This window comes from Agrobacterium sp. LAD9 (genome assembly GCF_003031125.1).
GTDB lineage: Bacteria > Pseudomonadota > Alphaproteobacteria > Rhizobiales > Rhizobiaceae > Agrobacterium > Agrobacterium radiobacter.
On record NZ_PHGS01000019.1, the window covers coordinates 113,054 to 126,311 of the forward strand.

The following is a 13,258-nucleotide window of genomic DNA, read 5'->3' on the forward strand; positions in this document are numbered from 1 at the left end:
ACATGGATTTCCATAAGTTGCGGCCGTGCAATGGCGCGAATAGGGTACAATACGGAATCGCTGACGCTGCTATCGAAACTAGCCATTCGACGTGCTGACGCCGCCAAAGCTCTATTCTCCCTGCAGGAGTCGCCGATGACGCGCGTCTGGTCATACCGCCCCCTTCTCCCGCACCTGGCTCTATTCTTTATCGCCTACGTCCTGGGTTGTGGCTTCGCACAGGCACTCGCAATCGTACCCGGGACAGGCATTTCCATATGGCCTCCGAGCGGGCTTTTCATTGCAACCCTTATGCTCGCACCCAAGCAGAGTTGGCCGTGGTGGGTATTGGTCGGCGGGCTCGGGGAGCTATTCGGCAATATCCTGTGGTTCCACAGCCCGCTGCCCGCTGCCATTCTGATTTATGCCGGCAACGCGCTCGAAGCCACGGTTGGCGCGTGGCTCGTAAACCGGGCCTTGGGTCGGCCGGTTCGGCTCGAAACCCTGCGGGAAGTCCTTGTATTCGTCGTGTTAGGCGCTGGAATTGCCCCAGTGGTGAGCGCGACGGTCGGAAGCGCGACGCTTGCTTGGTTTGGCATATTTTCACAAACCTTCTCAGGGGCCTGGCCGCTCTGGTGGGTCGGGGACGCCACTGGTGTCCTGATCGTCGGGCCGCTCGCGCTGGTCGTGATCCAGAACTGGAACGGCAAGGCCGAGCTATCTGTTGCGCGATGGCTTGAAGCATGCGTCGTGGGACTTATCCTTCTCGGCGTCGCAGCCCTTTCGCTCGGCGGCTACCTGCCATTCGCCTATATCGTCATGCCGCCATTGCTTTGGGCCGCGGTGCGCTTCGAATTCAAGGGGGCTGCCGTCACCCTCGCCCTCCTTGCGCTAATAACCGCGATCTTCACGGTATCCGGCGCCAGCCAGTTTGCCGGAAATGCCGAGAGTCAGCGCCACAACCAGATCATGCTGCAACTCTTCTTGGCGATCTCGGCATTTTCGGCGCTGATCGTGGCCGCCATATCCCGGCAGCACCAACTCACGTTGCTGACATTGCGCCAGAGTGTGGAAGCCCTGCGCGACCGGGAACGAGAACTCTCGCAGATCGTAAACATGGTCCCAGTCCACATCAGACGACTAACGCCCGAAGGCGAGCCGACCTTCTTCAACAAGCGCCTGATAGATTTTTTCGGGTTTGATCTGCAACAGTTGAACATGCCGGGTACAAGCCAACTCGTGACAAACGTTGAGACTCTTGTTCATCCAGATGATGCACCCGGTCTATTGCAGGCGGTGCGCCATGCCGTTGCTACAGGCGAACCATACTCGATGAAATATCGCATGCGTCGCGCCGACGGCGTGTATCGCTGGGTTGATGGCCGAGCCGAACCATTGCGAGACGAAGCCGGGAAGATCTTGCAATGGTACGCAATCTCCATCGACATCGACGATGAGGTGCGCGCGCTGGAGACCTTGCGCGATCGGGAGCGAGAGTTGTCGCAGCTCGTGGACGCCTTGCCAGTCCACATCTGGAGCTGGACGCCTGCCGGCGAGCTGGCCTACGTCAACAAGCGATCTTTGGAGGATCTCGGCCTTTCCAAGGCGAACTTCGAAGATACCGTCCGAGTGGCGCAAAAGCTGGTGCATCCCGAAGATGCCCCCGGGGTGCTGCGAGCGTCAGCCAACTGCCTTAAAACAGGCGACGCATTCATGATGAGGTATCGCCGGCGTTGGAAAGATGGCAACTATCGCTGGATAGAGGCGCGCGCGCAGCCTCTGTGCGATGAAGACGGGGCGATCGTTCACTGGTATCAGGTGTCCATAGACGTCGACGACCAGGTACAGGCCGAAGAGGCGCTGAAGAGCAGCAAGCGGCAACTGGAGCAGATGATCGACACCCTCCCGATCAATATTCTGAGTTTCGCTCCGTCGCGCAAGATGACCTATGCGAGCAGACGATATCTGGACAACGTCGGTTCACCGACACCCGACATCGAGGACTTCGATTCACTGGCGCGAGATTTGGCTCACCCTGAAGACTTTCCGATCATGTTTCAGAGAGCGATGAATGGCTTCGCGACCGGCCAGCCTTTTGTAAATCGGTTTCGTCGGCGTACCAGGGATGGAACCTATCGGTGGATCGAAGCCCGCGCGCAGCCTCTGCTCGATGCCGATGGTTCGATCGTGCAATGGTATATCATCTCGATCGATATCGAAGATGAGATGCTCGCGCAGGAGGCGTTACGAGAAAGAGAGCGCTTTCTTTGGCAACTGGTGGAAACGCTGCCGGCAATGATCGATTGCGCCGCGCCGAACGGCGAGCCGGTATATCGCAGCCAGAAACTTCGCGAGTTCCTTGGGTATCAGTTGGAAGAACTGGATGGGAAAGCCAAATCGCGGCTGAATGGCACGCTCGATGCCGGGGTACACCCAGAGGATGTTGCTGGGGTCAAGGAACAGTACGCCCATTGCCTGTCGAGTGGCGAGCCGTACGCACGTAGGCACCGCTTGCGCCGTTTCGATGGCGAATATCGCTGGGTCGAGACGCGCGCCGCGCCGATGCGCGACAACGAAGGTGCAATCGTGCAGTGGAATGTGATCTGCCTGGATATCGATGGCGAGGTTCGGATGCAGGAGGAGTTGCGCATGGCGCACGAGAGGCTGGCGCGCGCCAGCCAAGCGGCGAGTCTTGCCGAGCTTTCCGCCTCCATCGCACACGAGGTGAACCAGCCTTTGGCGGCAATCGTCGCCAATTCGCATGCGTGCTACCGCTGGCTGTCGGCTGAGCCCGTTAACGTCGAGCGAGCGAAGATCACGATCGAACGGGTCATCCGCGATGCCAATTCGGCGGCGGAGGTCGTCAGCCGTATCCGGGCGCTGTTCAAACAATCCGTGGAGAATAGAATCAGCCTGTCACTCTCCGGCGTTATAGCCGAGGCGTGCAACCTGGTGGCTGGCGAGGCTTTGCGCCGTCGTATCCGGATCGACTTCGATATGGAAGGCAAGCTTCCACCTATCGCGGTCGACCGCATCCAGATCCAGCAGGTCCTGGTCAATCTCATCCGCAATGGCATGGAGGCAATGGAGGCTGTCGCAGGGGAAAAAGTTATCGACGTGCTCGCCCATCGCGTGGGCAGTGAGGTGCAGACAGAAATAGGGGATCGGGGAGACGGCATCGAGTTCCCGGATCAGATCTTCGAACCTTTCTTCACGACGAAAGAGAACGGAATGGGCATGGGTCTTGCGATTTGCCGTTCGATCGTCGAGGCGCATGGCGGGCGTTTATGGGCCGAGAAGAATGAGCCGCGTGGCGCGCGGTTCATTTTCACCTTGCCGATCGTTGGGAAAGCGGTGCCATGATAACGGATGGCCATGTTGTTTTCATCGTCGACGATGACGAACGCATCAGGGAGGCGCTCGGCGAACTCCTGGACACCCACGGCATGCGCGCCATCTCGTTCGGTTCAGCGGGCGATTATGTGAACGCCGAGAGACCGGATCTACCTGCCTGCCTGATACTCGACGTTGAACTGCCCGATATAAACGGTCTCGAACTGCAGCGGCAGATCGCGGAAGGTGATCATCCCCCGATCGTTTTCATTACCGGCCATGGCGATATTCCCTCGTCGGTGCGAGCGATCAAGCACGGTGCGGTAGATTTCCTCACCAAACCGTTCAGCGACGCGGACCTTATGACTGCCGTGCACACGGCAATTTCCGAAGATCGGCGAAAGCGATCGGAGCGGGCGGAAATCGGCATGCTGAAACAACGCTATCTCGAACTGACGCCACGCGAACGCGACGTGTTGCCGCTCGTGGTCAGCGGCCTGCTCAACAAGCAGGCAGCATCTCAACTCGGAATCAGCGAAGTGACACTGCAAATCCATCGGAGGAACGTAATGCAGAAAATGGCGGCAGCATCGCTCGCCGACCTCGTGCGCATAGCAGAGCGATTGGGAATACCGATCACCCATTCGCGCCGTGCGGGAGGAAATTGAGCATGGAGAATACAAGACCTATCATCGCGGTGGTCGATGACGATCCACGGCTGCTCGAGTCGCTGGAGGAGCTACTGGAATCCGCCGGCTATGCAGCCTGCTGTTTTCGATCAGCGGAGTATCTGCTCACTCGCGGCCTATCGAACCTGGATTTGTTGATCACTGATATTGGCATGCCGGGCACGAACGGCTTTGAGCTTCGTGACATCGTTAACAAGGCGCGTCCAGAGTTACCGGTATTCCTGATCACCGGCCGCCACGAGATCGCCGACCAGGGCCGTGCGCAGGGCATCAGCGGCTTTTTCCGCAAGCCTTTCGATGCGCCCGCCCTGCTCATTGCAATAGGGGAAGCCTTGCAAAAATCAAAAAATGGAGGGTGATATGCGAATGAACCAGCCGCTCCGGAGATCCGCACCGCTGTCGCGGCAGCATGAGAATGACACAAGTGAGCCCGTTGTCGTCATCGTAGATGACGATGCGGCCGTTCGCGAGGCCTTGTCGGAGCTGATCCTCTCGGCGGGTTTTCAGCCCGTGAGCTTCGCCTCTACCCGTGAAGTGCTTGACGCCAACATACTGGACAGCCCTGGCTGCCTCATCCTTGACGTGCGCATGCCTGGGGCGAGCGGCCTTCATCTGCAGAACCATCTGGCGGAGAGCGGCAATGCAAAGCCAATCATCTTCCTGACTGGACATGGTGATATTCCCATGACCGTGCAGGCGATGAAAGCCGGCGCCGTCGATTTTCTCACCAAGCCGGTGCGCGACCAGACGCTGCTTGATGCGGTAATCGTCGGCCTTGCACTCGACGCTTCGCGGCGGGCCAAAGCCCTGGTCGTCAAGCGTAACATCGAACGCCTTGGAACGCTGACGCACCGCGAGCGCGAGATCTTGGGTGAAGTGGCGCGGGGGCGGCTCAGCAAGCAGATCGCCTTCGACCTCGGAATAAGCGCGGTCACGGTCAAGCTGCACCGCGCCAACGTCATGCGTAAGATGGAGGCCGGGTCGATAGGCGAGTTGATCAGGGCGTGGGAGACGCTGCCCGTGGCAATGCGCGAGGTTGGCGGCCCCCGGTTCTGACGGGATCGACCCAGCCAAGGACACCGGTGTCGCCGATGGCATGTTTTGTACTCACATCGCTTCGATGGCCCTCGCCTCACGGGCTATGAAGTCGCAGAACAATTTGACGCGTAAGGGAACGGTGCGGCCGAAGGCGTGCAACGCATTGAATGGCAGGCTCGGAAGCGCGATCTTCGGCGCAACGGCAATAAGAGCGCCCGCTTGCAACTCCTTCGTCACTAGGCATCGCAGCAAATAGGCAGCACCCAGCCCGGCGAGCGCCGCCTGGATGAGTGCGGCGCCGGAATCGCAATCTACGCGACCGGCGGGAACAAAGCTGCTGCCGTCCGCCAGACGTACAGGCTGGATTGAGCCGGCGAGCACGTAACGGGCAAAGGGCACGGCTGCCAGATGTTCGACGGGCAACGGATTGCCCAAGGTCTCAAGAAAACCCGGAGATGCGACGATCGCCATCGGCAAATTGGCCAGATGGCGGACTATCAAATCTCCTTGTGTCGGATTGCCAGCACGCAACACGAGATCGTAGTCCTCCCGGATCAGATCGACGAAGCGATCAGTAAGGCCGATATCGAGATGCAAGTTGGGATTGTCAGCCGCAAAGCCTGTAAACAGCCGAGGCAGAAGCAGAGGTGCCAGCTCACTTGGCATGCTGACGCGCAGGCGGCCGGCGAGTGGAGAGCCCGCGCCGATTGCCTCATCGCTCGAATCCAGATCCCGCAAAAGCGGAGCAATCCGTTCGAAGAAAATCTGGCCGTCCTGCGTCAACGTCAGGGCGCGGGTGGAGCGCAGGAAGAGACGCGAGCCGATCTTTTTTTCAAGCCTCGCCACGCTCTTCGAGACCGCCGATGGCGTCGTATCGAGAGTGCGTGCCGCAGCGCTAAAGGAACCGGCCTCCACCGTTCGTACAAAGGCCATCAATCCAGAAGTCTCGTTCAGCAGGTTCGGCATTTGCAACTCCGCGGCACAGATCATATGCCTGCCCATGATCTAATGGATGAGAGTACCGACGTTTATCTCAAGCTCCGTTGAAAGGAGATAAACAATGAAACATCTCAAAGACAAGGTCGCCGTTATCACCGGCGGCAATAGCGGCATCGGCAGAGCGACCGCCAAGCTTTTTGCTGAAGAAGGCGCGAGGGTCATCATCACCGGCCGGCGCCAGGATGTCGTCGACGAAGCGGTGCGCGATATCGGTCATCATGCCATTGGCGTCGTGGGCGACGTTGCCGACCTCCAACATCATCACGATGTGCTGGACATGGTGGAGAACCATTTTGGCGGCCTCGATATCTATATTGCCAACGCCGGGGTCATCAACCTCACTGCGTCCCACAACGTGACACCGGAAGACTTCGATCGGCATTTCGCCATCAACACGCGCGGCGTGTTCTTCGGCGTACAGACGATTGCACCGTTGATCCGCGATGGCGGCAACATCATCGTCACGAGTTCGCTGGCGGCGACAAAGGTGTTGCCGGACCACGCGGTTTACGCCGGTTCGAAGGCCGCCGTCGCCGCTTTTGCCAAGAATTGGGCGCTCGAATTCAAGGCACGGCGCATCCGCGTCAATGTGCTTAGTCCTGGGCCGGTCGAGACGGAAATCCTCGGCAAGCTCGGCGTCTCAGAGGCCGGACGTCCCGAATTCGAGGATCAGATGGCATCGCTCATTCCCGCAGGGCGGATGGGCCGGCCGGAGGAGCTGGCGCGCGCCGCGCTCTTCCTCGCCTCAGATGCGGGCAGCTTCATCAATGGGATCGAACTTCATGCTGACGGGGGCATGGCCCTGGCCTGAAAGACTCGGAAAACGCCAAATGGAGGCGCTCCCGGCAGTTAGTCGGGAGCAGAGACCGACCAGACACGAAACCAACGACACAAAGCAGCAATCAGTCGAACAAACACGGCCTCTCCTGGCGGTTATGGTTACCTTAAATACCCGAAAATCTTTTGTTTTCAGAATGGTTGGTCAGCGGAGACCGCTTTCGGGGTGCCATGGGGTATTGGTTCTGATTAGGATAGCGCAAGAGCCGGTGTGGCTACCTAGCTTGCAAAACGCTTGTCACTCGCGTGCCCTTCACTCGCATATGGAAGTGAGTTGCCGGATTGATTTTATGACCAGCAACCCTGTTTCGCCGTTGGCAGCGGTGCGGGTTCGGTTTTATATTCCAGACGCCAAAAGGGCTCCGAGTTTCCTCGGAGCCCTTGGGAGGTCAACAGCCCGATACCTGAGGGCCTTGTTTCAGAGCTTGCGCGTGCCAAGCCACTTCACCATTGCCGGATCGCGGTGATCGAAGAAGCTGCTGGCCTTCTGGTCAAGCGAACCGATCGCTGCGACGTCTTCCTGATCCAGTTCGAAGTCAAAGACCGAAAAGTTCTCAGCCATCCGCTCTTTGCGCACAGACTTCGGGATGGCGACGATGTTGCGTTGGATCAGCCACCGGAGCACGACCTGCGCGATACTTTTCCCATGCTTCTTGCCGATCGACTGCAAGAGCTCGTTCGTGAACAGCCCGTTCTTTCCCTCCGCGAAAGGTCCCCATGCTTCGGGTTGAACGTTGTATTCCTGAAGCAGCTTCTGCGCGTCTTCCTGGTGATGGAACGGATGGATTTCGATCTGATTGACGGCGGGGACGATCTCGTTGTGAAGCACGAAATCCAGCAAGCGGTCGGGATAGAAGTTGCTGACACCGATCGCGCGGATGCGACCCGCCTTATACAGCTCTTCCATCGCACGCCAAGCGCCATAGACATCACCAAAAGGCTGGTGGATGAGCCAGAGGTCCAGATAGTCGAGCTGCAGCTTGTTCAGGGAACGTTCGAAAGCGGCCTTCGCGCCCTCGTATGTCGCGTCCTCGATCCAGAGCTTGGTCGTGACAAACAGATCACTTCGATCAATGCCGTGGTTGCGGATCGCCGTGCCGACGGATTCTTCGTTGCCATATGACGTTGCGGTGTCGAGCAGACGATAGCCGACATCGATCGCGTCATGGACGCTGCGCTCGCACTCGGCAGGATCGGGCACCTGGAAGACGCCGAAGCCAAGTATCGGCATCTCGATCCCGTTGTTCAGGGTGACTGTGGGAACGGTTTTGGTCATGTCATTTCCTTTTATCCAAGGCGGGCGCCGGCGCACCCCGCCTGTTTCACTTTCCGACACGCGCCTGAAGATGCGCGGGGTATCTGTCGCCGACGATGTCAATCTTCGCGAGTGCGTCCGCGATCTCGGAAGCATCGCTGGCGGTGAGCTCTACGGTTGCCGCGCCGAGGTTTTCTTCCAGGCGATGCAGCTTGGTGGTGCCGGGGATCGGAACGATCCATTCCTTTTGAGCCAGCAGCCATGCGAGCGCGATCTGGGCGGGCGTGACGCCTTTCGCCTCGGCTATCTGTGTCAGGGCCGCCACGAGCGCCTGGTTGGCTTTGAGTGCCTCCGTCTGGAACCGTGGAACGATACTGCGGAAGTCGCCAGGGCCGAAGGTGGCGGTCGCGTCAATCTTGCCCGTGAGGAATCCTTTGCCGAGCGGGCTGAAAGGCACGAAGCCGATACCGAGTTCATCGAGCGTCGGAATGATCTCGTTCTCGGGTTCGCGCCAGAACAGGGAATATTCGCTCTGAAGCGCCGTCACTGGCTGCACGGCATGCGCCTTGCGGATGGTCTGAGCGCCAGCTTCCGACAACCCGAAATGCCTGACCTTGCCCTCGGCGATCAGGTCCTTGACGGTTCCGGCAACATCCTCGATCGGAACGTTCGGATCGACGCGATGCTGGTACAGGAGGTCGATGACCTCGGTCCGGAGCCGCTTCAGCGATCCCTCAACCGATTGGCGGATGTAGTCGGGTCGGCTGTTCATATGCTGACCAGCGTCCGGGCTCGGAAGTTCGAACCCGAACTTGGTGGCGATGACGACCCTGTCCCGGATCGGTTCGAGAGCCTCGCCAACAAGTTCCTCGTTCGTGAACGGCCCGTAGACCTGAGCGGTATCAAAGAAGGTGACGCCACGATCATGGGCGGCGCGGATGAGCTTCACGGCATCCTTGGTGTCAGTCGCGGCTCCGTAGCCGTGGCTGAGCCCCATACACCCGAGGCCGAGAGCGGATACTTCCAAAGTTCCGAGTGTTCGCTTTTGCATTGTCATTCTCCTTGATCAGGCCACGCATTTGGTTGGCGCGGCTTCTTCTTCGGACAGAGCCTGCCGCCGGGCGGTAGGATCAGGATGATCGCGAGGATCGCGGTCTTGTTCGATGGAGAGGCAGTCATGTTTCCGTCAGGCATTGCAGCCCCGTTGACTTCCTTGGCTTGAACCGTCCTGCACGGCGAAGCCGCATTGTGATGATGGAAAGATAGCTCTTGCCCACCATGTCGATTAGGGGCAGTAATCGGGATGAAGCTATAAGGACACCTAATGAATGCCGCAGGAGAATTTCAACGATCTGGTCGCTTTCGTAATGGTCGCACGCGAGGAAAGTTTCACTCGCGCCGCTTTGAAGCTTGGCGTTTCGCAGTCGGCCCTTAGCCAGACTGTCCGCGGCCTTGAAGAGCGGCTCGGCATTCGGCTGCTGACGCGGACGACGCGACGGGTATCCCCGACGGCTGCAGGTGATCGTCTTCTTCAGACAGCGGGACCCAGGTTTGAAGAAATTCAGGCGGAACTCGCGGCGCTCAGCGAGATGCGGGACAAGCCGGCTGGAACGGTCCGGATTACGGCGGGCGAGCATGCTGCGGTCTCGGTCCTTGCTCCGGCGCTCGAAAAATTCCTGCCCGAAAATCCGGATGTCAACGTCGAGATCACTGTCGACTACGGCCTCACCGATATTGTCGCCGAACGTTACGACGCGGGTGTCCGGCTCGGTGAGCAACTGGCGAAAGACATGATCGCCGTGAAAATCGGCCCGGAAATGCGGATGGCGGTTGTGGGAGCGCCTTCCTATTTCCAGCAGCATCCGTGGCCCGATATTCCGCAGGACCTGACGGCGCACAACTGCATCCAGATCCGGATGCCTACTTATGGCAACATCCTTGCATGGGAATTCGAGAAGGACGGCCACGAACTCAAGGTCCGGGTTGAAGGCCAGATGGTATTCAACAACATTGCAATGCGTCTTGATGCCGTGAGGCGGGGCCTCGGTCTCGCCTATATGCCCGAAGACCTCGTGGAAGACGATATTGCGCAGGGCAAACTCATCCGTGTCCTTGAGGACTGGTGCATGCCGTTTGCGGGTTACCACCTCTATTTTCCTAACCGTCGGCACGCCTCTCCGGCATTTGCCCTAGTCGTAGACGCTCTACGATACCGTAGGTAAAGTGGTTATCAACCGTTCGTGATTAATAAGTACGGCTAATATCTTCAATCGGAAATAAGTATCTAATCAACAGAATGCCGCTCGCGTAGCCTTCTTCCAACTTCATGTTGCAAGGCAGGTGTATCGAGCATGTTCTCCAGAACTCTTTCAGCCATCGCATTTTCCGCTCTCAGTCTGTCTTCAGGTGCGGTCTATGCCCAACCCGCCTCCAAGGTGGAGCCTCTTGTCGTGGAGCAGCAGGGCAGCTTCGCGGTTGGCGGCACGGTGTCGGCCACGCCCGGAACCTACAACAACAACGCTCCGACCGCCGAGGGCCAGACTCTTCACGGCGATCACGCCTACGTCTTCTATCAGGTGCCCGAGAACCCGAAACCGCTGCCGATCGTCATGCTCCACGGAGCCTTTCAGTCGGGCCGTTCCTGGGAGACCACGCCGGACGGCCGAGAAGGTTTCCAGAACATCTTCTTGCGCCGCGGGTATCCCGTCTATCTGGTGGATCAACCGCGTCGTGGCCGCGCGGGCAACAGCACCGTGGCGACAACGATCGAGCCGACGCCATACGACCAGTTATTCTTTGACCAGTTCAGGATTGGCAAATGGCCGGACTATTTCGACAACGTCCAGTTCTCGCGTGATCCCGAAACGCTGAACCAGTTCTTCCGCTCGGTCACGCCCAACACAGGGCCGTTCGATGCAAACATGATCTCGAACGCCATGTCGGCCCTGTTCGCAAGGACCGGACCGGGAATCCTGTTCACGCATTCGCAGGCGGGCGGACCGGGCTGGCTGACGGCGATCAAGAACCCGAACGTCAAGGGCATCGTAGCACTTGAGCCGGGCAGCGGGTTCATCTTCCCCGAAGGCGAGCTCCCCGCCGATATGCCGAGCGCCGCCGGTACACTCAAGGCCGAGGCAGTTCCCGCCGCGGACTTCGAAAAGCTCACCAAGCTGCCGATCGTCGTCTACTACGGCGACAATTTCCCGATCGAACCGACCGAGGAACGCGGGCAGGACAACTGGCGTGTGCGCCTGGCGATGGCGAAGCTCTGGGTCGACACCATCAACAAGCACGGCGGCGATGCGACGCTCGTGCACCTGCCGGATATCGGCATCAAGGGCGGCACCCACTTCCTGATGTCGGACCTGAACAACGTCGAGATCGCCGATCAAATCTCGAAATTCCTCGCCGACAAGAAGCTGGACTGAACCACCGATCCGTTCGCGTGAAACAGCCGTTCGCGCATTCACAATCAGACAAGGAGCCTGACGATGGCGAACGAAATCATCAACAGAAAGAGACGCGAGTTTCTCGAAGCATCGGCTCTCGTCATCTCCGGTGCAATTTTAGGAGTGGCAACCATGACGACCACCCAGGCAGTCGCAGCCAACTACAGGCAGAACCCTTTTACGCTCGTCTATGACGGCGCGATCACCAAGAACGAATCCGGCAAGGTGAATATCCACCCGGTGACGTACAAGCTGAACGGCCTCGATATCGTCGCCAACATTTATACTCCGGCCAATTATGACCCGGCCAAGAAATACCCCGCAATCGTGCTTGCGCATCCCAACGGCGGTGTGAAGGAGCAAACGACGGGCCTCTATGCCCAGCATCTGGCAGAGCGAGGCTTCATTACGATCACGGCTGATGCCGCCTATCAGGGTGGAAGCGGTGGTGCACCGCGCAGCGTCGACAAGCCTCAACATCGCATCGAAGATATCCACGGGATGGCGGATTTCATCAGCAGCTTCCCCGGCGTCGACACGGCGCGGCTGGGCTTATTCGGCATCTGTGGCGGCGGTGGCTATTCGCTGGCGGCAGCAAAGACCGACAAGCGCTTCAAGGCTGTGGCGACGCTCAGCATGTTCAATTCGGGCCGTGTCCGCCGCAACGGCTTCCAGGACAGCCAAATGGACACGATCCAGCAACGCCTGCAACAGGCCTCGGCCGCCCGCGCACAGGAAGCGGCCGGCGGCAAGGTCCTCTATTCCGGAGATGCCGATCTGACGGATGCACAGATCGAAGCGCTTCCTTTCGACCTCTATCGGCAGGGTTACCACTACTACTGGCGTACCCACGCCCATCCGGGTTCGACCTTCAGGTACACGACGAGCAGCCTTATGGACCTGATGCGGTGGGACGCGACGGACGAGATCGCACTCATCGACGTGCCGCTCCTGATGATTGCAGGCAGCGAAGCCGACACCCTCTATATGACCGAGGATGCGTTCTCCAAGGCCACGGGCACCAAGGACAAGGAATTGTTCAAGATCGAGGGAGCCAGGCACATCGAGACCTATTGGGTTCCCGAATATGTCGAGGCGGCTCTGTCCAGACTGAAGCCGTTCTTCGACCGTTACCTCGATTCTGCGTAACGGTTCTCAGGCGCGCCAAGCGCCTTCTGCCCCATCATCGTCAGAAGCCGATGGACTGAATTATCGAGAGGAAATCAACTTGAAGAAACTCATGTCGGGAATTCTCAGCGCAGCCGTCGTCTTTGGAGCCGGAGTGGAGACAATCATGGCACAAGAACCAGCATCGAATCTCGAGAGCGCCCGTTCGCGAACTCAGCAACTGATGGGCGATATCGCACCCAAGCTGGCGGAATTGACGGATGACGTCCTCTACGCGGATGTATGGGAGCGGCCGCAGCTTTCTCAACGAGACCGCAGCCTGGTAACGGTCGCGGCGCTGATCACCCTCAACCGTCCTGACCAGCTTCGTTCACATCTCGTTCGCGCCAAGGCCAACGGCCTGACCGAAGAGCAGCTCGTCGAGACCATCACGCACATGGCGTTCTATTCCGGCTGGCCGAGCGCTGTGTCGGCGGTGGCGATCGCCAAGGATGTCTTCGCAGAGAAGTAGATCACGGTCGAGCCCGCACGGCCCTTACCATGACAGGTAT

12 protein-coding genes are annotated in these 13,258 nt (G+C 58.9%); 9 read left to right on the forward strand and 3 right to left on the reverse strand.

Annotated features, from left to right (window positions below; genetic code table 11):
* Nucleotides 1–135 precede the first annotated feature (135 nt).
* Genes DA915_RS20420 through DA915_RS20435 form a run of 4 tightly spaced genes read left to right on the forward strand, consistent with a single transcriptional unit; the run spans nt 136 to nt 5,057 of the window.
* Nucleotides 136–3,342, forward strand: a complete 3,207-nt coding sequence (locus tag DA915_RS20420; RefSeq protein WP_107677172.1) for a PAS domain-containing protein — start codon at nt 136–138, stop codon at nt 3,340–3,342.
* A complete protein-coding gene (locus tag DA915_RS20425) occupies nt 3,339–3,980 on the forward strand; it encodes a response regulator transcription factor (protein WP_107677116.1) in 642 nt (213 codons plus the stop codon). The genes DA915_RS20420 and DA915_RS20425 overlap by 4 nt, the downstream gene beginning before the upstream one ends.
* A 2-nt stretch (nt 3,981–3,982) precedes the next feature.
* Entirely contained in the window at nt 3,983–4,360 is a 378-nt protein-coding gene (locus DA915_RS20430) for a response regulator (RefSeq protein ID WP_107677117.1), read from the forward strand.
* A gap of 1 nt (nt 4,361) precedes the next feature.
* Nucleotides 4,362–5,057 (forward strand): response regulator transcription factor, encoded by a 696-nt coding sequence (locus DA915_RS20435; protein WP_107677173.1) that lies wholly within the window; start codon nt 4,362–4,364, stop codon nt 5,055–5,057.
* Nucleotides 5,058–5,108: 51 nt separating this feature from the next.
* On the opposite strand, the gene DA915_RS20440 is transcribed toward DA915_RS20435, so the two are convergent.
* Complete coding sequence (locus DA915_RS20440; RefSeq protein ID WP_192886618.1) at nt 5,109–6,041, reverse strand: LysR family transcriptional regulator; 933 nt, start codon at nt 6,039–6,041, stop codon at nt 5,109–5,111.
* Nucleotides 6,042–6,099: 58 nt separating this feature from the next.
* Between DA915_RS20440 and DA915_RS20445 the strand changes: the two genes are divergently transcribed.
* Entirely contained in the window at nt 6,100–6,849 is a 750-nt protein-coding gene (locus DA915_RS20445) for an SDR family NAD(P)-dependent oxidoreductase (protein WP_107677118.1), read from the forward strand.
* 444 nt (nt 6,850–7,293) lie between these two features.
* On the opposite strand, the gene DA915_RS20450 is transcribed toward DA915_RS20445, so the two are convergent.
* Nucleotides 7,294–8,151 carry an aldo/keto reductase gene (locus DA915_RS20450; protein WP_107677119.1) on the reverse strand — a complete coding sequence of 286 codons (858 nt, stop codon included), beginning with the start codon at nt 8,149–8,151 and terminating at the stop codon, nt 7,294–7,296.
* A gap of 46 nt (nt 8,152–8,197) precedes the next feature.
* Nucleotides 8,198–9,181 carry an aldo/keto reductase gene (locus tag DA915_RS20455; protein ID WP_107677120.1) on the reverse strand — a complete coding sequence of 328 codons (984 nt, stop codon included), beginning with the start codon at nt 9,179–9,181 and terminating at the stop codon, nt 8,198–8,200.
* Nucleotides 9,182–9,458: 277 nt separating this feature from the next.
* On the opposite strand from DA915_RS20455, the gene DA915_RS20465 reads away from it, so the two are divergent.
* The 4 genes from DA915_RS20465 (at nt 9,459) to DA915_RS20480 (ending at nt 13,218) form a co-directional block, all read left to right on the forward strand.
* A complete protein-coding gene (locus DA915_RS20465) occupies nt 9,459–10,352 on the forward strand; it encodes a LysR family transcriptional regulator (RefSeq protein WP_107677121.1) in 894 nt (297 codons plus the stop codon).
* A gap of 129 nt (nt 10,353–10,481) precedes the next feature.
* A complete protein-coding gene (locus tag DA915_RS20470) occupies nt 10,482–11,558 on the forward strand; it encodes an alpha/beta fold hydrolase (protein WP_107677122.1) in 1,077 nt (358 codons plus the stop codon).
* Nucleotides 11,559–11,711: 153 nt separating this feature from the next.
* Nucleotides 11,712–12,728: an alpha/beta hydrolase gene (locus DA915_RS20475; RefSeq protein WP_244600776.1), complete on the forward strand. Its 1,017-nt coding sequence runs from the start codon at nt 11,712–11,714 to the stop codon at nt 12,726–12,728.
* A 79-nt stretch (nt 12,729–12,807) separates the two neighbouring features.
* A complete protein-coding gene (locus DA915_RS20480; protein WP_371412721.1) occupies nt 12,808–13,218 on the forward strand; it encodes a carboxymuconolactone decarboxylase family protein in 411 nt (136 codons plus the stop codon).
* The last annotated feature ends 40 nt before the right edge of the window (nt 13,219–13,258 follow it).

Bases quoted from the DNA above. Each gene is read 5' to 3' on its own strand.
- DA915_RS20420 (WP_107677172.1), top strand. From the start codon at position 136: ATGACGCGCGTCTGGTCATACCGCCCCCTTCTCCCGCACCTGGCTCTA.
- DA915_RS20425 (WP_107677116.1), top strand. From the start codon at position 3,339: ATGATAACGGATGGCCATGTTGTTTTCATCGTCGACGATGACGAACGC.
- DA915_RS20430 (WP_107677117.1), top strand. From the start codon at position 3,983: ATGGAGAATACAAGACCTATCATCGCGGTGGTCGATGACGATCCACGG.
- DA915_RS20435 (WP_107677173.1), top strand. From the start codon at position 4,362: ATGCGAATGAACCAGCCGCTCCGGAGATCCGCACCGCTGTCGCGGCAG.
- DA915_RS20440 (WP_192886618.1), bottom strand. From the start codon at position 6,041: ATGGGCAGGCATATGATCTGTGCCGCGGAGTTGCAAATGCCGAACCTG.
- DA915_RS20445 (WP_107677118.1), top strand. From the start codon at position 6,100: ATGAAACATCTCAAAGACAAGGTCGCCGTTATCACCGGCGGCAATAGC.
- DA915_RS20450 (WP_107677119.1), bottom strand. From the start codon at position 8,151: ATGACCAAAACCGTTCCCACAGTCACCCTGAACAACGGGATCGAGATG.
- DA915_RS20455 (WP_107677120.1), bottom strand. From the start codon at position 9,181: ATGCAAAAGCGAACACTCGGAACTTTGGAAGTATCCGCTCTCGGCCTC.
- DA915_RS20465 (WP_107677121.1), top strand. From the start codon at position 9,459: ATGCCGCAGGAGAATTTCAACGATCTGGTCGCTTTCGTAATGGTCGCA.
- DA915_RS20470 (WP_107677122.1), top strand. From the start codon at position 10,482: ATGTTCTCCAGAACTCTTTCAGCCATCGCATTTTCCGCTCTCAGTCTG.
- DA915_RS20475 (WP_244600776.1), top strand. From the start codon at position 11,712: ATGACGACCACCCAGGCAGTCGCAGCCAACTACAGGCAGAACCCTTTT.